Origin of the sequence: Methyloligella sp. GL2 (assembly GCF_013341275.1) — a bacterium.
In the GTDB taxonomy this organism is placed as follows: Bacteria; Pseudomonadota; Alphaproteobacteria; order Rhizobiales; family Methyloligellaceae; genus Methyloligella.
Window position 1 is genome coordinate 262,322 of the sequence record NZ_CP054476.1, and the last position, 22,916, is coordinate 285,237.

Annotated in this window: 22 protein-coding genes; 12 read left to right on the top strand and 10 right to left on the bottom strand. The window is 64.3% G+C overall.

Annotated features, from left to right (window positions below; all coding sequences use genetic code 11):
- Positions 1-50: 50 nt before the first annotated feature.
- Positions 51-1,772 carry a heparinase II/III family protein gene (locus HT051_RS01230; RefSeq protein WP_174540347.1) on the top strand — a complete coding sequence of 574 codons (1,722 nt, stop codon included), beginning with the start codon at positions 51-53 and terminating at the stop codon, positions 1,770-1,772.
- A gap of 83 nt (positions 1,773-1,855) precedes the next feature.
- Complete coding sequence (purH, locus tag HT051_RS01235; RefSeq protein WP_371740618.1) at positions 1,856-3,448, top strand: bifunctional phosphoribosylaminoimidazolecarboxamide formyltransferase/IMP cyclohydrolase; 1,593 nt, start codon at positions 1,856-1,858, stop codon at positions 3,446-3,448.
- 3 nt (positions 3,449-3,451) lie between these two features.
- On the opposite strand, the gene HT051_RS01240 is transcribed toward purH, so the two are convergent.
- The 5 genes from HT051_RS01240 to HT051_RS01260 form a co-directional block, all read right to left on the bottom strand.
- Positions 3,452-4,870, bottom strand: a complete 1,419-nt coding sequence (locus tag HT051_RS01240; RefSeq protein ID WP_246810130.1) for an MFS transporter — start codon at positions 4,868-4,870, stop codon at positions 3,452-3,454.
- Positions 4,867-5,514 (bottom strand): TPM domain-containing protein, encoded by a 648-nt coding sequence (locus tag HT051_RS01245; protein WP_174540349.1) that lies wholly within the window; start codon positions 5,512-5,514, stop codon positions 4,867-4,869. The genes HT051_RS01240 and HT051_RS01245 overlap by 4 nt, the downstream gene beginning before the upstream one ends.
- Complete coding sequence (locus HT051_RS01250; RefSeq protein WP_246810273.1) at positions 5,514-6,245, bottom strand: YgcG family protein; 732 nt, start codon at positions 6,243-6,245, stop codon at positions 5,514-5,516. Before HT051_RS01250 ends, HT051_RS01245 begins: the two co-directional genes overlap by 1 nt.
- Before the next feature lie 75 nt (positions 6,246-6,320).
- Entirely contained in the window at positions 6,321-6,962 is a 642-nt protein-coding gene (locus HT051_RS01255; RefSeq protein ID WP_174540351.1) for a LemA family protein, read from the bottom strand.
- A gap of 177 nt (positions 6,963-7,139) precedes the next feature.
- Entirely contained in the window at positions 7,140-8,255 is a 1,116-nt protein-coding gene (locus HT051_RS01260; protein WP_174540352.1) for a mechanosensitive ion channel family protein, read from the bottom strand.
- Between the two features lie 158 nt (positions 8,256-8,413).
- Between HT051_RS01260 and HT051_RS01265 the strand changes: the two genes are divergently transcribed.
- Positions 8,414-8,632, top strand: a complete 219-nt coding sequence (locus tag HT051_RS01265; protein WP_174540353.1) for a hypothetical protein — start codon at positions 8,414-8,416, stop codon at positions 8,630-8,632.
- A 50-nt stretch (positions 8,633-8,682) separates the two neighbouring features.
- The gene (locus HT051_RS01270) at positions 8,683-10,353 is read left to right on the top strand and encodes a L,D-transpeptidase family protein (RefSeq protein WP_174540354.1); all 1,671 of its coding nucleotides are present in this window, start codon (positions 8,683-8,685) and stop codon (positions 10,351-10,353) included.
- Between the two features lie 56 nt (positions 10,354-10,409).
- Here the strand turns inward: HT051_RS01270 and HT051_RS15065 are convergent, their stop codons facing one another.
- The gene (locus tag HT051_RS15065; protein ID WP_246810131.1) at positions 10,410-10,922 is read right to left on the bottom strand and encodes a TetR/AcrR family transcriptional regulator; all 513 of its coding nucleotides are present in this window, start codon (positions 10,920-10,922) and stop codon (positions 10,410-10,412) included.
- On the opposite strand from HT051_RS15065, the gene HT051_RS15070 reads away from it, so the two are divergent.
- The 3 genes from HT051_RS15070 (at position 10,912) to glnT (HT051_RS01285) (ending at position 14,278) form a co-directional block, all read left to right on the top strand.
- The gene (locus tag HT051_RS15070) at positions 10,912-11,211 is read left to right on the top strand and encodes a hypothetical protein (protein WP_246810132.1); all 300 of its coding nucleotides are present in this window, start codon (positions 10,912-10,914) and stop codon (positions 11,209-11,211) included. The two genes, HT051_RS15065 and HT051_RS15070, sit on opposite strands and share 11 nt — an antisense overlap.
- Before the next feature lie 328 nt (positions 11,212-11,539).
- Complete coding sequence (gene glnT, locus HT051_RS01280) at positions 11,540-12,892, top strand: type III glutamate--ammonia ligase (RefSeq protein WP_246810133.1); 1,353 nt, start codon at positions 11,540-11,542, stop codon at positions 12,890-12,892.
- Between the two features lie 36 nt (positions 12,893-12,928).
- Positions 12,929-14,278 carry a type III glutamate--ammonia ligase gene (gene glnT, locus HT051_RS01285; RefSeq protein WP_174540356.1) on the top strand — a complete coding sequence of 450 codons (1,350 nt, stop codon included), beginning with the start codon at positions 12,929-12,931 and terminating at the stop codon, positions 14,276-14,278.
- Here glnT (HT051_RS01285) and HT051_RS01290 read toward each other — a convergent pair.
- Complete coding sequence (locus HT051_RS01290; protein WP_208454354.1) at positions 14,275-15,510, bottom strand: MFS transporter; 1,236 nt, start codon at positions 15,508-15,510, stop codon at positions 14,275-14,277. The genes glnT (HT051_RS01285) and HT051_RS01290 overlap by 4 nt on opposite strands.
- 187 nt (positions 15,511-15,697) lie before the next feature.
- Here HT051_RS01290 and HT051_RS01295 point away from each other — a divergent pair, with 187 nt between their 5' ends.
- The 5 genes from HT051_RS01295 (at position 15,698) to HT051_RS01315 (ending at position 20,616) form a co-directional block, all read left to right on the top strand.
- Complete coding sequence (locus HT051_RS01295; RefSeq protein ID WP_174540357.1) at positions 15,698-16,306, top strand: sulfite oxidase-like oxidoreductase; 609 nt, start codon at positions 15,698-15,700, stop codon at positions 16,304-16,306.
- Positions 16,303-17,055, top strand: a complete 753-nt coding sequence (locus HT051_RS01300; protein WP_174540358.1) for an FAD-binding oxidoreductase — start codon at positions 16,303-16,305, stop codon at positions 17,053-17,055. Before HT051_RS01295 ends, HT051_RS01300 begins: the two co-directional genes overlap by 4 nt.
- A 139-nt stretch (positions 17,056-17,194) precedes the next feature.
- Complete coding sequence (locus HT051_RS01305) at positions 17,195-18,070, top strand: aldo/keto reductase (RefSeq protein WP_174540359.1); 876 nt, start codon at positions 17,195-17,197, stop codon at positions 18,068-18,070.
- 101 nt (positions 18,071-18,171) lie between these two features.
- Positions 18,172-20,058, top strand: a complete 1,887-nt coding sequence (gene nhaA / locus HT051_RS01310; RefSeq protein ID WP_174540360.1) for a Na+/H+ antiporter NhaA — start codon at positions 18,172-18,174, stop codon at positions 20,056-20,058.
- Positions 20,059-20,307: 249 nt separating this feature from the next.
- Complete coding sequence (locus HT051_RS01315; RefSeq protein WP_174540361.1) at positions 20,308-20,616, top strand: PGPGW domain-containing protein; 309 nt, start codon at positions 20,308-20,310, stop codon at positions 20,614-20,616.
- 57 nt (positions 20,617-20,673) lie between these two features.
- Here the strand turns inward: HT051_RS01315 and arsH are convergent, their stop codons facing one another.
- From arsH to arsB, 3 genes are read right to left on the bottom strand one after another with little or no spacing between them, the layout of a single operon-like run.
- Positions 20,674-21,417, bottom strand: coding sequence for an arsenical resistance protein ArsH (gene arsH, locus HT051_RS01320; RefSeq protein WP_174540362.1), 744 nt, complete (start codon positions 21,415-21,417; stop codon positions 20,674-20,676).
- Complete coding sequence (arsC, locus tag HT051_RS01325) at positions 21,392-21,829, bottom strand: arsenate reductase (glutaredoxin) (protein ID WP_174540363.1); 438 nt, start codon at positions 21,827-21,829, stop codon at positions 21,392-21,394. The genes arsH and arsC overlap by 26 nt, the downstream gene beginning before the upstream one ends.
- Positions 21,826-22,902: an ACR3 family arsenite efflux transporter gene (arsB, locus tag HT051_RS01330; RefSeq protein WP_174540364.1), complete on the bottom strand. Its 1,077-nt coding sequence runs from the start codon at positions 22,900-22,902 to the stop codon at positions 21,826-21,828. Before arsB ends, arsC begins: the two co-directional genes overlap by 4 nt.
- Positions 22,903-22,916 lie beyond the last annotated feature (14 nt).

A 22,916-nucleotide genomic window follows, 5' to 3' on the forward strand; every position in this document is an offset into this window, starting at 1 on the left:
AGAGGGCAAGTGTTATGGGGGCTGAGCAACTCTCTGTGCAGCGGCGCGCAGTGAGCCTTCCGACAAGTTATTCAAGTCCGAGTCCGCTGCGCCGGCTGATGCTGGCGAGCATGGCGCGGCTGCGCTATCCGGGCAGCGAGGCGGCACAGCTCCTGCTGGCGCCGCAAGAGCTTCGGACCGCCGATCCCAGCTTCGCGACGGAAATCTATAACGGGCATTTCGGGCTTGCCGGCACCCATGCGATGCTCGGCTCGCAGAGCCCGTTCGACATCCGCCCGCCGTCCAATGCCTGGGCCAAGGCGCTCTATGGCTTCGACTGGCTGCGCCATCTGCGTGCCGCAGAGAGCGAGCTGGCCCATGAGCAGGCGAAAGCCCTGTTCGGCGATTGGGTGCGGCTCAGCCGCTCGGCCACCACCAATGTCGCATGGCGCCCCGATGTGGTGGGGCGGCGGGTGATCTCCTGGCTGGCCAATTCCGTGGTGGTGCTGGACACCCAGGATGCCCGTTCCTACCAGACCTTCCTGCGCACGCTCACTGCGGAGCTGCGCTATCTCTCGGCGAGCTACAGCAATGCGCCCGATGGCGTGCCGCGGCTGGTGGCGATCATGGCGCTGGTCTATGCCGGGCTCTGCATCGCCGATCAGCAGGCGGTGGTGAAGCGCTATGTGCGGCCGCTCTCCCGCGAGCTGGACCGGCAGATCCTGCCCGATGGCGGGCATATCTCCCGCAATCCCATGGCGCTGGTGGAGCTGCTGCTCGATCTTCTGCCGTTGCGGCAATGTTTCGTGGCGCGAGACCGGGCGGCGCCGGAAGCCCTCACCCGTGCGATCGACCGGGCCATCACCTGCTTGCGCTTCTTCCGCAACCGCGTCGGCGAGCTGGCCCGCTTCAACGGCACCGGGGCGACGCCCACGGACGCGCTCGCCTCGGTTTTCGCTTATGACGATCTGGAAGGCACGCCTCTGATCAACGCGCCGCATTCGGCCTATGGACGGCTGGAGCGGGAGCAGACGCGGATCGTCTGCGATCTCGGCGCGGCACCGGCGCTCTCCTTGAGCAGCGATGCCTGCGCGGGCTGTCTCTCCTTCGAGATGGACTCGGGCAGCATCCCGGTGATCGTCAATTGCGGCAGCCCGAGCGCCGATCATCCCGAGTGGCGGGAATTTGCCCGCTCCACCGCGGCGCATTCGACACTGACCCTGGACGATCTCTCCTCGGCAGAGTTCATCGGCTATGGCAATGCCGTCTCGCTGGAGGCGGAGGCGGAGCTTTCCGGCCCGGCCAATGCCAAGGGCGAGGTGATCGATACCGGCGATGCGGTCGAGATGCACGGTGCCCATGACGGCTACCGGCAGCATTTCGGCTTGCGTCACAGCCGCAGCATGGTGCTGGCGCCGACCGGCTTGCTGGTCAGCGGCAAGGATGTGCTCTCGCCGGTGAAGGGCGATATCGGCACCGATCCGGCGCCGGTCTATGCCATCCGCTTCCATCTTCACCCCGATATCCGGGCGGGCCTGGAAGATGCGGAAGGTAGCGTGAAGCTGTTCTTGCCCAATGGCGAGATCTGGCGCCTCAGCAGCAATGCGCAAATGCTGGATATCGCCGAGAGCATCTATTTCGGCGACGAGCGCGGGCCGCGACAGAGCCGCCAGATCGTGCTGACCGGCGAGACCCGCAGCCAGGGCGATACCCGTATCGTCTGGACCCTGGAGCGAATCGGCGAGGGGCCAGAAGAGGCGGTTTCCACCGACCGGAAGCCCAGAACGCGCTGATCCGGCGGCGGGCTCGCCGAATAGGCCGTTTCCGCCTCAACGGATATGTGCTACCCGGCAGGCTCCATTCCGCTAGATATCGAATTCCCATGACCAAGCGAAAGATTGGCCGCGCGCTCCTCTCGGTCAGCGACAAGACCGGAATTGCCGAATTCGCGCGCGCGCTTCACAACCACGGCATCGTGCTGGTTTCCACCGGCGGTACGGCGAAGCTGCTGAAAGAGGCGGCATTGCCGGTGCATGACGTTTCCGACCTCACCGGATTTCCGGAGATGATGGACGGGCGGGTGAAGACGCTGCATCCGGGCGTGCATGGCGGGCTGCTGGCGGTGCGCGGCAATGAGGAGCACGAGGCTTCGATGGCGGCGCACGACATCGCGCCGATCGACCTGTTGGTGGTCAATCTCTACCCCTTCGTGAAGACGGTGGAGTCGGGCGCCGATTTCGACAGCTGCATCGAGAATATCGATATTGGCGGGCCGGCGATGATCCGCGCCGCGGCGAAGAACCATGACGGTGTCGCCGTAGTGGTGGAGCCCTCCGACTATGCCCGCATCCTGGAAGAGCTGGATGCGCATGAGGGCGAGACGACGCTGGCGCTTCGCAAAGAACTTGCGGCCCGCGCCTTCGCCCATACCGCCGCTTATGACGGGGCCATCGCCCGCTGGTTCGCCGGCGCGCTCGGCGACGAGATGCCCGAGACCCGCAGCCTGACCGGCAAACTGGCGCAAGCTTTGCGCTATGGCGAGAACCCGCATCAGCAGGCGGGGTTCTATCGCGGCGGCGAGGCCCGCCCCGGTGTCGCCACGGCGGTGACGGTGCAGGGCAAGGAACTCTCCTACAACAATCTCAACGACACGGACGCGGCTTACGAGCTGGTGGCGGAGTTCGATCCGGACGAGGCGGCGGCGGTCGCCATCATCAAGCACGCCAATCCGTGCGGCGTGGCGCAAGGCTCGAGCCTGGCGGATGCCTATAAGCAAGCCCTGCTCTGCGATCCGGTCAGCGCCTTCGGCGGCATCATCGCGCTGAACCAGACGCTGGATGCGGAAGCGGCCGAAGAGATCATCAAGATCTTCACCGAGGTGATCATCGCCCCCGACGCCACGGACGAGGCCAAGGCGATCATCGCGCAGAAGAAGAATTTGCGCCTGCTGCTGGCCGGTGGGCTGCCCGATCCGCGCGCCGAAGGCCTGACCTTCCGCTCTTTGGCCGGCGGCTTCCTGGTGCAGTCGCGGGACAATCAGGTGACCGCGCCGGAAGGCTTGAAGGTGGTGACCAAGACCCAGCCGAGCGAAGACCAGCTCGCCGATATGCTGTTCGCCTTCACCGTGGCCAAGCATGTGAAGTCCAACGCCATCGTGTTTGCCAAGGATCTGGCGACGGTGGGGATCGGCGCGGGGCAGATGAGCCGGGTGGATGCGGCCCGCATGGCGTCCTGGAAGGGCGATGCGGCGGCCGACGCCGCGGGGCTCGAAGCCGGGCTCACTATGGAGTCGGTGGCGGCGTCGGATGCCTTCTTCCCCTTCCCCGACGGGCTGGAGGCGATTGCCGCGGCGGGCGCCAAGGCGGTGATTCAGCCAGGCGGCTCGATGCGGGACGAAGAGGTGATCGCGGCGGCGGACGATTTCGGTCTCGCCATGGTGTTCACCGGCATGCGCCATTTCCGGCACTAGGCTTTAAGGCTTAGCGCTCCGCTCCATACGCACAAACTGCAGCAGAACGAGACCGCCGATCAGGAAAACAAGCGCGGTGGAGATGCCGATGCGCTGGCTTCCGGCGAGCGCGGTGACGGCGCCGATCATCAGCGGCGCGGCGAAGGCGGAGGCCTTTCCGGAAAACGCGAAGAAGCCGAAGAACTCGGTGGTCTTCTCCGGCGGCGTGAGATGGGCGAGAAGCGTGCGGCTCGCCGCCTGCACCGGGCCGGAGGCAAAGCCGATCATCGCGGCGAAGAGCAGATAGACCCGCTCTCCGGTGGAGCTCAGCGCAGGGCTATCGGGAATGCGCTCTGCGACCGGGACGAAGAACAGGATCTCGTCCTGGTCGACGGAGAGGACGCCGATAGCGCCGATAATCAGCACAATCAGCATCAAGACGATCACCGGCTTGGAGCCGAGCGCATCGTCCATCAGCCCGCCGAGCCCCGCCCCGATGGCGGCGGTGATGGCGAGGATGATGCCGAACAGGCCGAGCTCGGTCGGGCCCCAGCCAAAGATGGTGCCGGCATAGATGCCGCCAAAGGCGAAGATGGCGCCGAGCCCGTCGGCATAGAGCATGCGGGCGGCGAGGAAGAGAAACACCTGGCGGTGCTCGGCATAGAGCCGCTTCAGGCCGCGGACCAGCCCGCCGAGCCCCTTGCCCGCGGGCGTGATCGACGCGTCGGCCGGCAAATCCGGCGTGAACAGGAAGAGCGGCAGGGCAAAGACGAGATACCAAACGGCGGAGAACGGACCGACCAGCCGGTCGCCTTCGCGGCTCGCCACATCCAGCGGAAAGAGCGGCTCCAGCCCCAGCAAGGTCTTGCCGGTATCGGCGTCGGAGACCAGGAGCCCCGCGACCAAAGCCAGGCTGAAGATGCCACCGACATAGCCGATGGCCCAGCCGGTGCCGGACAGCGTTCCGAGGCGGCGGGTGCCGATCAGCCCCGGCATCATCGCGTTGGTGAAGACGGTGGCGAGCTCGGTGCCGATCAGCGCCAAGCCGAAAGAGACCAGCACCAGCGGTGCGTATTGCGTCTGCATCGGATAGGCGAACCACAGCCCGCACAGGCCGAGCATCAGCAGCACCGAGAAGCCGGCGATCCAGGGCTTGCGGCGATGGCCAAGCGCATCGGACCTGGCGCCGAGAATGGGCGCCAGCAGCGCGGCGATCAGCTGGGCGATGCCGGTGGCATAGCCCCAGAGGGCGGCCCCCAGGATCGGCTCGTGCATGAAGCCGTTCACGAAATACGGGGCGAAGATGAAGGTGACGACAAGGGTATAGACCGGCTGGGTCGCCCAATCGAACATCACCCAGCCGAACAGGCCGGCGCGCGATGTCTTGGGACGCGATGTCTTGGGAGATGTCTTGGAAAGTTCGGGTGTTCCGGCGGCGCTCACGGCCGCGACCCGTCGAGCACGATCAGATGGTTGGGCAGCTCATTATGGTCGATGGCGCCGGGTGGAAAATGCTCGGCCAGCACGGCGCCGCTCTTCTCGATCGCCTCGAGGAAGGCTTCGCGCGGATGGCCGCGCCCCAAATGTCCGGTGAGGCGCGCGACGATCTCGTCCCACACCGCCTCGTCGACCTTCGCGTAGATGCCCTCATCGGCGATCACCTCGGCAATATGCTCGGCGAAGGAGACATAGATCAGGATGCCGGTGCGTCCGTCGGTGGTGTGAAGGTTCTGGGCCAGAAACTGCTCGGAGGCGGCGCGGTGCACCACCTCGCGCCTGATGAAAGGCGGCACCAGCCGGTAGCGGACGGCCGGGATCTGGCTGATCGCTGCGAGCACGAAGAAGGCGACGAGCTCGGCAACATAGACCTGGTCCAAAGACCAGCCGGTGAAATAGATCAGCGGCAGCGGCACCGCCAGCGCGACCAGCGCCGACCAGAGAAGCCCGAAGGAGCGGTAGCCGTCGGAGGCCGCCGAAGCGACGACGACGATCTCGCCGGAGGTGGTCTGCTCGGCCTCGGCGATGGCACGCGCGATGGCGGCGCGATCCTCATCCGAAAATCCCAGGGCTTTGGATATATCCGTCATTACCAGCTCCCCGACGATCCGCCGCCACCGAAACTGCCGCCACCGCCGGAGAAGCCGCCGCCTCCGCCGCCACGGGAGCCGCCGCCAAAACCGCCCGGGAAAATCACCGGACCGCCGCGGCGCGACTTGCCGCCGCCTCCGCCGCCGGAAAGCCCATAAATCACCCAAAGCAGGATCATCGCCCAGACCACGATGGTGATCCAATCCACCCCGTCACCGGAATCGGTGCGCCGCGCCTTGGCACGCTCGGCCACCTCCTCGGCATTGCCGGTGAGGCTCAACACGATATCGCGCACCCCGTCCTTGATGCCGCCGGGATAATCGCCGGCGCGGAAGCGGGGCAGGATGGCGTTCTCGATGATGATGCGGGTAAGCGCGTCGGTGAGGATCGGCTCCAGCCCGTAGCCCACCTCGATGCGCACTTTGCGCTCGTTGGGCGCAACGATCAGAAGCACGCCGTTATCCAGCTTCTTAGTGCCGATGCCCCAATGGCGGCCGAGCTGATAGCCGTAGGTCTCGATGGGGTAGCCCTGTAGCGAGGGCAGCGTGACGACGACGAGCTGATCGGAGCTTTTCTCCTCCAGGGCTTTTAGCTCGGCGGTGAGTGCGGCCTTGTCTTCAGGGGTGAGCAGCCCGGCATCGTCGACCACGCGCCCGGTCAGGGCCGGAAAGCTGGGCTCGGCAGCACGCGATGCGGGCGCCGCGGCGCAGACCGCAGCGACACCAAGCATCACGATAAGGAACGCTGCCCATATCGGGCGATATCGCATTTTCGCCCCCGCTTTTCTGGGCACCTGAAAGATCGCCTAGAACTTCACGCTCGGCGCCTTGCTGGTCTCCTCGGAGACGGAGAAGTTCTCCATCGGCTGCAGGTCGGAATACAGAAGCGCGTGCCACCAGCGCCCCGGAATGGTGCGCAGCTCGGTGTTATAGGCGCGCACCGCCTCGATATAATCGCGCCTTGCGATGGCGATGCGGTTCTCGGTGCCTTCAAGCTGCGACTGCAGAGCCAGGAAGTTCTGGTTGGCCTTCAGGTCCGGATAGTTCTCCACCACGGCCAGCAGCCGGGCCAACGCGCCGGACAGATCGCCCTGCACCTTCTGGAATTGCTGGAAGGCTTCCGGGTTGGTGAGAATGTCGTCGGGCACCGTCATCTGGGTGGCCTTGGCGCGGGCCTCGACCACATCGGTCAGCACCTCCTTCTCATGGGAGGCATAGCCCTTCACCGTCTCCACCAGATTGGGGATCAGATCGGCGCGGCGCTGATACTGGTTGGCAACCTCGCTCCAAGCGGCCTTGGCCTGCTCGTCCAAGGTGGGGATGGTGTTGATGCCGCAACCGCCGAGCAGGCTGGCCAGAAGCATCACGCCGATAACCCGGAACAGAGCGCGATTGCCCCTCCCGGAAGCGGCGATGGCGCCGCCCTGCCGCAGTGTCGTTTCCAGCATGGCTCCAGTCCTCTTTGCTGTGTCAAACGATCTCGCCAGGCGCGCCGGGCTGAGGATCGGCTCCCGATCCCCTACCAACCGCCGCCTTTCGGTGTATTGGCGCGGTTTTGCCGAGGCAAGAATTTTGGCGAGAAATTTTGGCAAGAAATTTTGACAGGGATCTTGCGGTGGCCGCCGCTAGCTTTCCGCCCCGCCTTGGCGCGCAATAGTGAGCGGAAGCGTACCGCCCCGGCGCAGGGCCCCGGCGAAGGGCTCCAGATGCAACGTCTGGGTGGGGAAGGCGAACTCGATATCGTGCTCGGCGAAGGTCCGGTAGATGGCGAAATTGATCGCCTGATGCACGTCCATATAGACGTTGTAATCCTCGCTGAGCACGAAATAGACCACCTCGAAATTCAGCGAAAAATCGCCATAAGTGGCGAAATGGGCGCGGTCGAAACGGGTCCGCTCGGTGCCCTCGATGGCTTGCTTCAGCAGCTCCGGAATATGCTCCAGAAGGTCGGGGGGCGTGCCGTAGGCGACGCCGATCTGGAACAGAACGCGCCGCTCGGCCATGCGCTTGTAATTGTGGATGCGGGTGGTGATGAGATCGGAATTGGCGCAGACGATCTGCTCGCCCGACAGGGAGCGGATGCGGGTCGTCTTGATGCCGATCCGCTCCACGGTACCGGACTTCTCGCCGAAGACGATGAAATCGCCGACCTCGAAGGGACGGTCCAGCACGATGGCAAGCGAGGAGAACAGATCGCCCAGCACATTCTGGGCGGCGAGCGCGACAGCCACACCGCCGATGCCGAGACCGGCGATCAGCGCGGTGACGTCGAAGCCGACATTGTCGAGGATCAGCAGCAGCGCCAGGGTCCAGATGCCGACCCGGAGCAGGAACTGCATCAGGGAGATGGCGTTCCGGATCGGCGTCTTGCTGCGCTGGGCGGCGAATTTCCAGATCAGCGAAGCGGTGATGAGCCGGTCGGCCCAAAGCGCCGCTTGCAGGAAAAGCGCAATGATGAAGGCCGACCTGATCGCAGCTTCGGCGGGACCGCCGAGGTTGACGGCGCGGCTGCCGGCGAACAGCGCGGCAATGACGATGACGATGGGCGAGAGCCGGTCGACCAGTTCGCGGAAGATCTCCGGCCAGGTCATCTCGGTCTGCGGATTGCCTTGGGGCAGCCGGCGGACCAGCACGTAGCGCAGGCCAAGTCCCAATCCGATAACCAGCATGATGACGAGGAAAGCGATCACCCAGGCGGTGATGATGTTGCCGTAGACCTCGGTCTCCATGAATTGGAGCATGGTTCCCCTACCGGTTTGCCTCTCGCTCGCGAGCCGGCCGCGCGCCGAGCCAGCCTCTTGTCTACACGCCATTGTCTACACGCGATGGCGCCGCGCCGGCCAGCGCCGCTGCGACGAGGGCGGGGCCCAAGTCTGTCCGACCCGGAACTGTTGCGCCTATGAAACAGCTGGTAATTATTTTTCGGCTGAATTTGGCCGATATTCAGGTCTCGTTCACACGCTTATGCGACACTTCTCCACGCTGGAAGGCTGAGATGGTCAACATTTTCCTCCGCTTACGCCGCGCCAAGCAGCCGGGCTCCGGCCAGCGACAGGCTGCGGCGAGCGAAGACGGTGTGAAGACCTATTACTGTCTTCATCTTGAAGCAATGAGCTAAGAGTTTATCTCTCTCGCGTATTGCGCGAGTCTAGGAGGGGAATCGACGTGGTGGCAGAACCGGTATTCAAGGCACAGATCAAGATGATCGGGCGATCGCTCGCCTTAGCGCTCCTGCTGTCGTCCACGGCGCTGACCCTTCCGGCGCTGGCGGAGACGCAAGACGCCAAGCTGCAAGCCGCGGACGAGGCGGCGGAAGCCGCGGCCCAGGAGCCGATGACGCTCATCGTCTCGCTCCGCGATCAGACCGTGGACATCTATCGCGGCACCAATCTGATCACCACCTCGAAGGTCTCCTCCGGCAAGCCCGGCTACACCACCAAGAGCGGCGTCTTCACCATTCTGGAGAAGAAGCGGCGTCACTACTCCAATCTCTATAACGGGGCGCCGATGCCCTATATGCAGCGGCTGACCTGGTCGGGTACAGCGCTGCATGCCGGCGTGGTCCCGAACTATCCCGCCTCGCATGGCTGCATCCGGCTGCCCAGTGGCTTCGCGCCGAAGCTGTTCGGCATGACCGGTGTCGGCGAGCATGTGGTGGTCACGCGGGATCATCCGAAGCCGCAGATCATCGAGCACGCCAATCTGTTCCAGCCCATGCCGATGCCGACCCCGCCGGTGCTGGCCAAGGACGACCGCGAGCAGCATGCCGAGCTGGGTACGGGCGGCAATGCGCAAAAGAAGATGGCCGAGGCTGCGAGCCCGCTGCTGCTGGCCAAGGTCGATGTTTCGAGCGAAGACGCGGACGCTGCCGCTGCGGAAAACGATACGATTGCCGCCGCCAAGGATGCGCCGCATGCGGTGGAGCCGGATGAAGCGATGCCGGCGCCCCACGCCGTCGGTGCGGGCGATAGCTCTTACGATCACGCCATCGACGTCGGCGGCAAGGACGGCGCCAAGGTGCATGCCGCGGTGCTGGACGACGATGCGGCGGAGGCTCATCCGGTCAAGGTGGACCGGCCGCCTTCGGAAGCGGCCAAGGCGATCAGTGCCGGTGGCGACGAGACGGCGGTGGCGGCCGCCGAGCCGCGCAATGACGAGCCCTTGCGCATCCTGATCACCAAAGCCACGCAGCGCGACAAGATCCGCGGCGTGCAGTTCCAGCTTTCCGATCTCGGCTATCTGGAGCCGCAGATGTTCGACGGCACGTTCGGCCGGCTGACCATCGATGCCATCAAGTCGTTCCAGGCAGATCACGACATGCCGCAGACCGGCGCCGTGACCGACGACGTGGTGGCCGCCATCTACGAGGAAAACGGCAAAGAGGTGCCGCCCTCCTCGCATCTGTTCGTGCGCCGCAAGTTCGACCGACTCTACGATGCCCCGGTTGCGCTGAAGAACCCGGAAGAGCCGATCGGCACGCATGTGTTCACGGCGATGGATTTCTCCGACGGCGACGACAAGGCGCGCTGGATGGCCGTCAGCACCAATGGCGGCGACCCTTACGCGGCGCTGGACCGGATCGAGGTGCCGGAAAATGTGCGCCGTTGGATCTCGGAGCGTCTGACGCCCGGCTCCTCGCTGATCATCGCCGATACGGCGATCAATACGGCGGCTCTGCCGAAGGGCGCGGATTTCGTGGTGCTGGCCAACGATCCCGGCAAGCCGGCGGTGCGGCGGGTCTCCAACCCGGTGCCGCAGGTACGCGAGCGCCGCCGCTATGTGGAGCCGGACCGCAGGCGCGAACGCCGCCGCAACCGGCCCTTCTGGTTCCGCTACTAGCTGCAAACGCGGCCGCTGGGCCGTCTCTCCGCAGACGGCCCGCTTCTGACCTATCGCTACGCGCCGTCGTGCTTCAGATGGCTGAGTACGAATTCCCGCAAGCCGTGCACGGCCTCAACCATGTCGAGCTTGGGAAAGATGATGGAGCGTGCCATCACCCCATCCAGGAAGGTGGACACGAAGGTGCTGAGCTGCTCCACATCGACATCGCGGAAGCTGCCGTCCTTTATGCCGGCGCGCATCGCATCGACAAGAATCTGGTGCTCGTCGTCGTAGAAGCGCCGAATCGCATTGTCGATGCGGGCGACCCGCTTGCCGGAATTGGCATAGTCCGTGCTGATCTTCAGGAATTTTCGGATCAGATCGGCCTGCTCGATATGGATCTCCAGCCAATTGACGATGATCGCCTCGGGCTCGCGATGATCGCCGCGGCGCGCCTCGAAGGCGGCGATGGCGCGATTGACCGCGACCTCGACGGTCTGCTGGAACAGGGTCTCCTTGTCGCGGAAGTAATAGTAGATCATCGCCGTGTTGAGGCCGGTAGCCTGGCCGATATCCTTGATCGTCACGGCGGAAAAACTGCTTTTGGCGAAAAGGTTTAGCGCAACATTCTGGATGCGCGCGGCATTATCGTTGGCGCGCGCGGTGCGGGCCGAGGCCTTGCCGTCGGCTTTGCTTCGCGCCTTCGCGGCCGTCTTGTTTACAGCCGTTTTGGCAGCATTCTTGGCGACCTTCTTGCCTGCGGGTTTTCGCTTCGCCGCGATCTTCCGTTTCGCAGCGGATCGTTTGGCGTCGGATGCCCGCAAAGGAATGCTATCGCCGCCCGCGCTATCGGGCCCGGTCATCGACATCGGCTGAGTTCCTCTCCCCTTATGTTTCTCGTTATCGTTGTAGTCACCAGTCACGGTGATGCATCCCTCAAATCAGACCCTAGCCGGGCTGCCGCAATTTTCCAGCCCCTTTGCCGCCTTCAGCCTAGGCATTTTGTGGCGAATCTTTGGGCAAAATCCGGTGTTGTCAAAACTAATTAATGAATTAATTAAAGAGGGTCAACGCTGGCATGGCTATTGCTACTGCCGGTAGTGCTGCGAATAGAGGGACGTTCTGCCTGACCGACGCTGCACCGCCGCAGCCGGAATAATCCTTGCAGCATCCGATTGTCCTATTGCTTAGGGAGTACCCGATTTTGCCTCCTGTCTTGCCGAAAGGCGCAACCAAAGCCGAGCTGGAAGCCGCCGGCGTCAAGTTCCTGGCGGCGAGCTTCGTCGACATGCACGGGGTCTCGAAGGCCAAGATGGTTCCGGTCGCCCATTACGACCACATGATGGAGGGCTCGGAGCTGTTCACCGGTGCCGCTCTCGACGGCGTTCCGCAAGAGGTGAGCGACGAGGAGGTGGCTGCGGTGCCGGATCCCGCCTCGGTCAAGGTGATGCCATGGAAACCGGAGGTTGCATGGTTCGCCTCCGATCTCCGCTGCGAGGGCAAGCCGTTCGAGCCGGGCAGCCGCAATATCCTGAAGCGCGTGCTGGCCGCGGCAGAGGAGAAAGGCTTTGGCCTCAATATGGGGATGGAGGCGGAGTTCTTCGTGCTCGAGGATCGCGAGGACGCCTTCGCCCCGGTGTCAAAGCGGCCGCATCTGGAGAAGCCGGCCTACGATCTTTCGCGCCTCCTGGACAACAAGCCGTGGTTCGCCGATCTGGCCGGCGCCATGGATGCGCTCGACTGGGGGCTCTACTCCTTCGATCATGAGGACGGCATCGGCCAGGTCGAGTTCGACTTCAAATATTTCCCGGTGCTGGAGATGGCGGACAATTTCGTCTTCTTCCGCATGATGGCGAACGAGATCGCCCGGAGCCACGGCGCCTTCGCCACCTTCATGCCCAAGCCCTATGGCGACCGGGCCGGATCGGGGGCGCATTTCAACATGTCGCTTTACGATCTTGAATCGGGCGCAAACCTTTTCGCGTCCGACGACGATCCGCGGGGCAATCACCTCTCGCCGCTGGGGTATCAGTTCGTCGCCGGGATGCTGCGCCATCTGCCGGCGATCTGTGCGGTCGTTGCACCGACGGTGAACAGCTACAAGCGGCTGATCAAGCAGGGCTCGATGTCGGGCTTCACCTGGGCGCCGATCTTCCGTTGCTACGGCAACAACAATCGGACCAATACGGTGCGCATTCCGCTGGAAGGAAAGCGGGTGGAGCTACGCGCCGCGGACAGCGCCTGCAATCCCTATCTCGGCGCGGCGCTGGTCTTGGCTGCAGGGCTCGAGGGCATCGCCGAAGAGCTCGATCCGGGCGATCCGCATACCGAGAATATGTATCTGAAGAGTCCGGCCGAGCTGGACGAGATCGGCGTGGAGATGCTGCCGAAGACGCTGGATGAGGCGCTCGATGCGTTCGAGACCGATCCGCTGGCCAAGTCGGTGTTCGGCGATGCCATGTTCGACTCCTGGCTCTCCTTCAAGCGCCAGGAATGGCTCGACTACATGAACCACGTCTCCGACTGGGAGACGGCCCGCTATCTCAAATTCTTCTAAGCAAACCGATCCGACGATCTGCAGGAGTGAAGGTCCGTGAGCGATAAGTCCTACCCGACAAAGACCGATCTCGAAGCTGCCGGCGTGAAGTTTCTCGCCGCCGCCTTCTCCGACATGCATGGCGTGTCGAAAGCCAAGATGGTGCCGATCCACCATTACGAGCGCATGATGGAAGGCTCTGAGCTGTTCACCGGCGCGGCGCTGGACGGCGTACCGCAAGAGGTGAGCGACGAGGAGGTGGCCGCGGTGCCGGACCCGGCTTCGGCGAAGATCCTGCCCTGGGATCCGGAGGTGGCGTGGTTCGCCTCCGACCTTCGCTGCGAGGGCAAGCCGTTCGAGGCCGGCAGCCGCAATATCCTGAAGCGGGTGCTGGCCAACGCCGCGGATCGGGGCCTCGGCATGAATCTCGGCATCGAGGCGGAGTTCTTCGTGTTCGAAGACAAGGAAGGCGGCGGCTTCGGTCCGATCGTGAAGCGCCCCCATCTGGACAAGCCCTGCTACGACCTCTCGCGGCTTCTGGACAATTTCGGCTGGCTGGAAGAGCTGGTCGAAGCCATGGAAAAGCTGGATTGGGGACTCTACTCCTTCGACCACGAGGACGGCATCGGCCAGGTGGAGCTCGACTTCTCCTATTTCCCGGTGCTGGAGATGGCGGATAATTTCGTGTTCTTGCGCATGATGGCGAACGAGATCGCGCGCAAGCACGGCGCCTTCGCCACTTTCATGCCGAAGCCGTTCTCCGAGCGCACCGGCTCGGGCGCCCATTACAACATGTCGCTTTACGATCTGGAGTCCGGCGCCAATCTGTTTGCCGCCGATGACGATCCGCGCGGCAACAATCTCTCCACGCTTGGCTATCAATTCACCGCCGGTGTGCTGCGCCATCTGCCGGCGATCATCGCCGTCGTGGCGCCGACGGTGAACAGCTATAAGCGGCTGGTGAAGCAGGGCTCGATGTCGGGCTTCACCTGGGCGCCGGTCTTCGCCTGCTACGGCAACAACAACCGCACAAATGCCTTGCGCATTCCGCTGGGCGGCAAGCGGGTGGAGCTACGCGCCGCGGACAGCGCCTGCAATCCTTATCTCGGCGGCGCGATGGTGCTGGCGGCGGGGCTGGAGGGGATCGCCGAAGGGCTCGATCCAGGCGAGCCGAACACCGACAATATGTACCTGAAATCCCAAGCCGAACTCGATGCGCTGGGCATCACCACCCTGCCGAAGACGCTGGAAGAAGCGCTGGATGCGTTCGAGGCCGACCCGCTGTCCAAGGCCGTGTTCGGCGATGAGATGTTCGCCTCCTGGCTCTCCTTCAAGCGCCAGGAGTGGCTCGACTATATGAACCACGTCTCCGACTGGGAGAAGAAGCGCTATCTGAAGATGTTCTAGCCGCGCTTCTCCTCGCTGCGACCCATCTCGCCGCTCATGCCGCCCTCGCGCGGCAGAAGGACCAGCGCCACGATGGCGAGCAGCGCGGCAAGGCCGGAGAACACCTCGCCGGACAACGCCAGGCCGAGCGGCGCGATGGATGCGCCGAAGCCCACGATGGGGATGCAGATGGCGATATAGGCGATGATGAAGAAGGCCGACATGGTTTCGGCGCGGCAATAGGGCGGCGTCACTTCGGTGAGCCCCTGAATGCCGGCGCGGAACACCACGCCATGGCCGGTGCCGTTGACGATGGCGCCGGCAACCAGAAGTGTCAGGGACTCAAGCTGGATGGCAACGCCGATCATCGCCGCGCCCAGCGCCAGCACGATGCAGCCCAGCGGAAAGCGGTAATTGGGCGCGATCTTCGACTGCAGCACCTGGCCCATAGTGGAGCAGAAGAACAGCAGGAACATGATGCCGCCGAAGGCGACGTGATTTGAGAAGCCGAACACCTCGTGCAGCAAGGCCGGGGCCGCGGCGCCGAACACGCCGAGCACCGAGAAGCCGGCGAAACAGGCGATGGCCGCCGGAATGAAGACCGGACGAACCTCCGGCACAATCATCGGCTTTTGCATATGGAGCCGTACGCCAGGCTCACGCGGCCGGGTCTCGGGGATCGCCCAGATGCAGAGCAACGCTAGCCCCAGAAGTCCCAGCTCGACGATGTAGGAGAGCCGCAAGGGATAGGGCGCGTACTCGGCGAGGATGCCGGCGAGCAGCGGGCCGGAGCCGAGGCCCAGCATGTTGGATGCGGTGGCAAGAAGCGGGGCATGGCCGCGCCAGCGCTCCGGCGCCAGCTCGACGATGGTCACGGTTGCGGTGCCGGTGAAGACGCCGGCGGAGAAGCCGACCACGACGCGGCCGATGAGCAGTCCCCACAGACCTTGCGCAGAAGCGAGGATGATGGTGCCAACAATGGCAGCGGCAATGCCGGCGAAAAGCATGGGACGGCGGCCGATCAGATCGGACCAGCCGCCCGCGACCACCAGTACCGTCATGACGCCGATGGCATAGATCGCGAAGATCACCGTGATGGTCAGCTCCGAAAGGCCGAACGCCTCGCGGTAGATCGGATAAAGCGGTGTCGGCAGCGTCGTGCCCGGCATGACCACGAAGAAGGCGAAGGCGACCGCGAACATGGCCCATATGGCAGGCGCGGGCGAGGCGGCAGGTTTTTTGGTCGAAGCCATGAGTGGGAAGAAATCCAAGAACGTTCGAGCAAGAAGGGTCGAGATTGTGCGGTAGCCATGCGCCCGTTCGATGCTCAGGCGCAAGCTATTCACTGGTAGCAATGCGCATGTAGGCAGAACTCGCGATATAGTTCCCAAAAGACGGCGCGCGGCGCGGATTTGCCTCATCGGCAGCGAGGAGAGTTTTATGGCGACACGTGGCTTTGAGGGCAGGCGGCAGGCGCCGGAGATCGCGGAGCGGATTCCGCCCGGCCAGTACCTCACCCAGGATTTTCCGGTGCTCTCGGCAGGACCGACACCGACGGTCGCGCCGGAGGATTGGTCGTTCACCCTGAAGGTCGGCCCGAAGCCAGTGGCGAAATGGAGCTGGGCGGAGTTCAACGCACTCCCGCTCTCCAAGATGACCCGGGACATCCATTGCGTCACCAAATGGTCGAAGCTGAATACCGCCTGGGAAGGGGTGCTGATCGACGACATTCTCGCCGAGGCCGGGCTCGCGCCGCCGACCGCGTTTCTTCTCGCCCATTCTTTCGACGGCTATTCCACCAATGTGCCGGCGGAGGACCTGCTGACCGGCAAGGCGATGGTGGCACTCCGCTATGACGGCAAGCCGATCCCGCCCGACCATGGCGGGCCGGCGCGGCTTTTGGTGCCGCATCTCTATTTCTGGAAATCGGCGAAGTGGCTTTCGGGGCTGCAATTCACCCAGCAGGATACGCTCGGCTTCTGGGAGCTGCGCGGCTATCACGCTTATGGCGATCCCTGGCGGGAACAGCGCTATGCGGGCGATGCATGAGCGCTGAAACGCCGTCCTTGCCACCACTCGCCTGGGAAGACGCGGTGATCGAGGAGATCGTCCCGCTCACCCCGCATATCAAGAGCTTCTTCTTCCGCGCGCCGCTCGCACCGCATAAGGCCGGGCAGCATGTCGATCTCAAGCTGACTGCGCCGGACGGCTATACGGCGGAGCGGAGCTATTCCATCGCCTCGGCGCCGGGCGCGCCGCTGATCGAGCTGGCTATTGAGCGGCTGGATGACGGCGAAGTCTCCAGCTTCTTCCACGAGGTGGCCGAGCCCGGCGACACCATTGCCTTGCGCGGCCCCATCGGCGGGCATTTCGTCTGGGAGAAGACGCTCGGCGGACCGCTGCTTCTGGTGGCGGGCGGATCGGGCATCGCGCCGCTGATCGCCATGCTGCGGCACCGGGCGCAAGCGAGCCCGGAGGTGCCGGCGCTGCTGCTCTATTCTGGGCGGACCATAGAGGAGATGGCCTATTTGCCGGAGCTGCTGGAGATGGAGAAGTCCGATGCCAATTTCCAGCTTGTGCTGGCGATCACGCGGGGGGAACGGCTGCGGCCAGACGATCTTCAGATGCGGTTCGATCAGATGGCGGTCACCGACAGCCTGACGGCTTGGGGCTTTCAGCCTCGCATCACCTATGTCTGCGGCTCGAACGGCTTCGTGGGGGCGATGGCCAATGCGCTGGTCGGGCACGGTGTTGCGCCGGAAGGCATCCGCACCGAGCGGTTCGGCGGCGCGCCTTAGCTGGGCCCTCTTCCGCCCGTGTCAATACGGCGCGGGATCCATACCCTATCCATAAGGATTGTTGCGGCAGCTTACCTCGCTTCTTACCTTCGCCTTCGGGGCGTCTAGCTTTGTCTAATTTCAGTTTTAGGAGAACGCCATGTCGACGACAATTTCGGCAGCCGCTTCCGGTCAATTCAAGATCGGCGACATCACCGTCAATCGCCTCGGCTTCGGCGCCATGCGGATCACCGGCGAGGGGATCTGGGGCGAGCCGAAAGACCCGGCGGAGGCGCGCGCCACGCTGCGCCGGCTGCCCGAGCTCGATATCAACTTCATCGACACGGCGGATAGCTACGGCCCGTTCGTCAGCGAGGATCTGATCCGCGAGGTGCTCTACCCTTACGAGGGCATGCTGATCGCCACCAAGGCCGGCCTCACCCGTCACGGGCCGGCGATTTGGCGTCCGCTGGGGCGGCCGGAATATCTTCGCCAATGCGTGCTGATGAGCCTCCGGCGTCTCGGCCTGGAGCAGATCGATCTCTGGCAGCTGCACCGCATCGATCCGGCCGTACCGCAGGAGGAGCAGTTCGAATGCATCGCCGAGATGCAGAAGGAAGGACTGATCCGCCATGTCGGCCTGAGCGAGGTCTCGGTGGAGGAGATCGAAGCGGCACAGCAGCACTTCCCGGTGGTCACGGTCCAGAACCTCTACAATCTGGTCAATCGCGGCAGCGAGGACGTGCTGGACTTCTGCGAGAAACAAGGCATCGGCTTCATCCCCTGGTACCCGCTGGCGGCGGGCGATCTCGCCAAGCCCGGTTCGGTGCTCGACGGGGTGGCCAAGAAGCTAAACGCCAGCCCGAGCCAGGTGGCGCTTGCCTGGATCCTGAAGCGGAGCCCGGTGATGCTGCCGATCCCCGGTACCGGCAAGGTGAAGCATCTGGAGGAGAACGTAGCAGCTGCCTCGCTGACCCTCTCGGATGAGGATTTCGCCGCCCTGGACGAGCAGGGGCGCGCGGCGGCAGCGGCCTAACGGTCTCCTGGCCAGATCGGGCGTATTGAGTCAGGATTGCGCCGGGGATACGGGCATTCGAGCGCTTCCCCGGCGCAGAACGGCATCGGGGATCGCAGGATATGGAAGCGCAGGGGCTGAAGGGGCGCCTTGATCGCCCGGTCGATCTTTCGCGCGATCATCTGCTCGGGCCCGCCAATGCGCCCATCACACTGGTCGAATATGGCAGCTATGCCTGCCCCTATTGTCGCGCCGCCAACGACCGGATCGCCGAGGTGCGCGACGAGCTCGGCGACCGGCTCCGTTACGTCTTCCGCCATCGCCCGCTGACGGGAAGCGATATCGCCCAGCGCGCCGCCGAGCTTGCCGAACGCGCAGCCTATCCCGAACAATTCTGGCAGGTGCATCTCCTGCTCATGACTCGGTCCGAGACGCTGACCGAGGACGACCTCCTTGCGGCGGAGGCGTTGCTGGACGCAGACGATGCGGTTGAACCGCCAAGGGACGCTGCAGCCGCCAAGGCGCGGGTGGAAGAGGACGAACGCAGCGCCAAGGCAAGCGGCGTTCTGCTCACGCCGAGCTTCTTCATCAATAGTCGCCGCTATGACGGGCCTTGGGACGAAAGCTCCTTCACCGAAGCGATGCTCGGCACGCTCGGCCATCGCGTTCGCATGGCGGCTTTCGATTTTGCAAGCTGGGGCTCGTCCGCCGGCCTGCTTCTGCTGCTGGCAACGCTGATTGCCGTGCTGCTCAGCAATTCACCGCTCGCCTCCAGCTTCGCGGCACTCTGGGAAATTCCCTTCGGGCTGACGCTGGGCGATCTCGGCCTGACAATGTCGCTGCACCATTGGATCAATGACGGGCTGCTCACCCTGTTCTTCCTGGTGGTGGGGCTGGAGATAAAACGCGAATTCACTGTCGGCCATCTGGCCAAGTGGCGCTCGGCGGCGCTGCCCGTCGCCGCGGCCATCGGCGGTATGGTGGCGCCAGCCGCGATCTATGGGCTGATGCTCCCGCCGGAAAGCGACTGGAGCCATGGCTGGGGTATCCCGATGGCGACCGATACGGCCTTCGCCTTGGCGGTGATCGCAGCTTTAGGCCGGCGCGTGCCGGTGGAGCTACGCATCTTTCTCACCGCCGCAGCCATCGTCGACGATATCGGCGCGATCCTCGTGGTCGCGGTGTACTACTCGGGCGAGCTCCATGGCGGCTACCTGCTTGCCGCGCTCGCCGCCACGGTCGGCCTCGCGGCGCTGAACAGATCGCGTGTCTACGGGCTCGCCCCCTATGTTCTTCTCGGTCTCGCGCTCTGGGCATTTCTGCTGTTCGGCGGACTGCACGCGACATTGGCCGGCGTGGTCCTCGCCCTGTTCATCCCGACAAGACCGCCAGCCAACCTGAAGTCGCTGATGACCCAAGCGAAGGTCGTGGTCGCTGCAGAAGCCAAGCGCGACGGCGAGGTGCTGCATCAGGGCCCCTCCGCACCCGCCATCAAGGCTCTCGACACCATATTCGACCGGCTCGAATCGCCGGCCGACCGCCTGTTGCGACACATGGGTGCCCGCTCGAGCTATGTCGTTCTGCCTCTCTTTGCCCTGTCCAATGCCGGGCTCACCTTCAGCGGCGAAATGATGACCGGGCATAACCTCCTGATGATCGCCATCATCGCCGGTCTACTGATCGGAAAACCCCTCGGCATGATCGCGGCGTCGGCGCTGGCCGTTTTCTTAGGACTGGCGGTCAAGCCGCAATCTTACAGCTGGCTGCAGCTCGCCGGGGTCGGCGCGCTAGCCGGCATCGGCTTCACCATGTCCCTGTTCATTGCCGGCCAGGCATTCGGGGAAAGCCCCGATTTCGCCGCAGCGAAACTTGCCGTCTTCATCGCTTCGGTGCTGGCAGCCAGTCTCGGCACAGCCTTGCTTCTTGCCGCAGGGAAGGCGCCCGAACCGGAAGGGCCCGATTTCAGCCAGGGAACCCGGGTCTCGGCCGGGGGGACGGACGCGGCATAAATTGCGGCAGCGCGGAGGCGCCGGGCCCCGATACGTACCCGCCCGGCGCCGACACTCGGCTTTGGTCCGCACCCTGGACCCGTTATGCTGAAACGTAGTGGGACGGTCGTTTACCGTTAAACAAGCAACGCCGCGATATGGTCATACTTGAACGGGAAAGTCGGCGGTGTCTCAACGGTGGTAAACCTTCCGCTTCGGTTGAGAGTTTCTGCGGCTAAGCTTTGGCTTCGCTATGGGGAATTGTTGCGTATGACGGGTTCGGAAACGCCTTCACCGTCCTATGTCCGGTTTGGAAAACGCCGTGTGCGCGTGCCGCGTCATAAATCGACGCGGGTGGCGCTCGGTATGTTCTGCGTGATCGGCGGTATCCTGCCGACCCCGCCGGGGCCGCTTTTCATCCCCATCGGGCTCTCCATCCTGTCGATCGACTTCCCTCGGCTCCGCCGCTTCCGGCGCAAGGCCGTGGTGCGGGTCGGCCGCCGCATCGGCAAAAAGCGCGGCGGCGGCATCACGCCGGCGGCCCGGACTGGGCCGGCTCTGGCCGCGCCGAAAGCCTAAGGTGCCGTTTCCAGGCGACCGGCGCTCACCTCTCCACCTTGTTCTGAAAACCTTAGCCTATTCGGCGGATGCGCCGCGGATGGTGTTGAGATTGGTGCGCGCCTCGAGCGCTGCTGCGCTCTCTTTGCGCTCGCTATAGCGGTCGGTGAGATAATCGGCGCAATCGCGGGTCAGCAGGGTGAACTTGACCAGCTCTTCCATCACGTCGACCACGCGATCGTAGAAGGGGGACGGCTTCATGCGGCCTTCCTCGTCAAACTCCTGATAGGCCTTGGCGACGGAGGACTGGTTGGGGATGGTGATCATCCGCATCCAGCGGCCGAGCACGCGCATCTGGTTCACCGCGTTGAAGCTCTGGGAGCCGCCGGAGACCTGCATCACCGCCAAAGTGCGCCCCTGGGTCGGGCGGATCGAGCCGACGGAGAGCGGGACCCAGTCGATCTGGGCTTTCAGCACCGCGCTCATGGCGCCGTGACGCTCCGGGCTGACCCAGACCTGGCCCTCGGACCATTCCGATAAAGAGCGCAGCTCGGCGACCTTGGGGTGATCGGCCTCGGTGGCATCGGGCAGCGGCAGCCCGTCGGGATGGAAGACCTGCGTCTCGGCGCCGAAATGCTGCAGCAGCCGCTCGGCCTCCTGGGCGAGGAAGCGGCTATAGGAGCGTGTCCGCAAAGAGCCGTAGAGCAGCAGGATGCGCGGGGCGTGGGTGGAGCGGGCGCCGGCCAGCGCATCCGCGTCCGGCATGCGCACCGACTCAGGGGCGAGATTGGGCAGATCAGACAAGGCGTTTTCCGGCCGCATCGACAACCGCCTCGCCATCTTCCTTGGCGAAGGCGCCCTTCTGGCCGCCGGGAAGGATATCCAGCACGGTCTCGGACGGGCGGCAAAGCTTGGCGCCGAGCGGGGTGACCACGAAAGGCCGGTTGATCAGGATCGGATGCTCCATCATGGCATCGAGCAGCTGATCGTCGGTCAGCGAAGGATCGCCGAGGCCCAGCTCGTCATAGGGCGTGCCCTTCTGGCGGATCGCCTCGCGCACGGTGAGCCCGGCCTTCTCGATCATGGCGGCAAGCGTGTCCCGGCTCGGCGGCGTCTTCAGATATTCGATCACCTCCGGCTCGATGCCGGCATTGCGGATCAGCCCCAGCACGTTGCGCGAGGTGCCGCATTTCGGGTTGTGATAGATGGTGACCTTGGGTGCTTCGCCGCTCATACAGGCTCCTCCGCTTGGGTGACGGCACGCCGCCGCGCCGCTCCCCGCTCATACCAAGCCTTCGACCGGTTGACGATAGCGACCACGCTCAGCATCACCGGCACTTCGATCAGGACGCCGACCACGGTGGCCAGCGCCGCCCCGGACTGGAAACCGAACAGGCTGATGGCGGCGGCCACGGCCAGCTCGAAAAAGTTGGAGGCGCCGATCAGCGCCGATGGCCCGGCGACGCAATGCTGCTCGCCCGCGGCGCGGTTGAGCAGATAAGCGAGGCCGGAGTTGAAATAGACCTGGATCAGGATCGGCACCGCCAGCATGGCAATGATCAGCGGCTGGGCGATGATCTGCTCGCCCTGAAAGGCGAAAAGCAGGATCAGCGTGGCCAGCAGCGCCAGAAGCGAGATCGGCTGGATCCGGGCGAGAAGCTTCTGCAACGCCGGCTCGCCCCCACCTGGACCGCCTTGGGCAAGTATGCGGTGGCGGATCAGCTGCGCGGCGATCACCGGCACCACGATATAGAGCGTGACGGAAAGCAGCAGCGTCTCCCAGGGCACGGTGATGGCCGAGAGCCCGAGCAGAAGCCCGACGATGGGGGCGAAGGCGAACACCATGATGGTGTCGTTGAGCGCCACCTGGCTGAGGGTGAAATGCGGCTCGCCGCGGGTGAGATTGGACCAGACGAACACCATGGCGGTGCAGGGCGCGGCGGCGAGGATGATCAGCCCGGCGATATAGCTGTCGATCTGATCGGCGGGCAAATAATCGCGAAACACATAGCCGATGAAGAACCAGGCCAGCGCCGCCATGGAGAAGGGCTTTACCGCCCAGTTGACGAACAGCGTCACGCCGATGCCGCGCCAATGCTCGCGCACTTGTGCCAGCGCGCCGAAATCGATCTTCAGCAGCATCGGGATGATCATCAGCCAGATGAGGATCGCGACCGGGAGATTGACGCGCGCGATCTCGGCGGCGCCGATGGCGTGAAACACATCCGGGAAAAGATGGCCGAGGGCGATCCCGGCCAGGATGCAAAGCGCCACCCAGAGGGTGAGCCAGCGTTCGAAGAGGGTCATCTCAGGACTCGTTC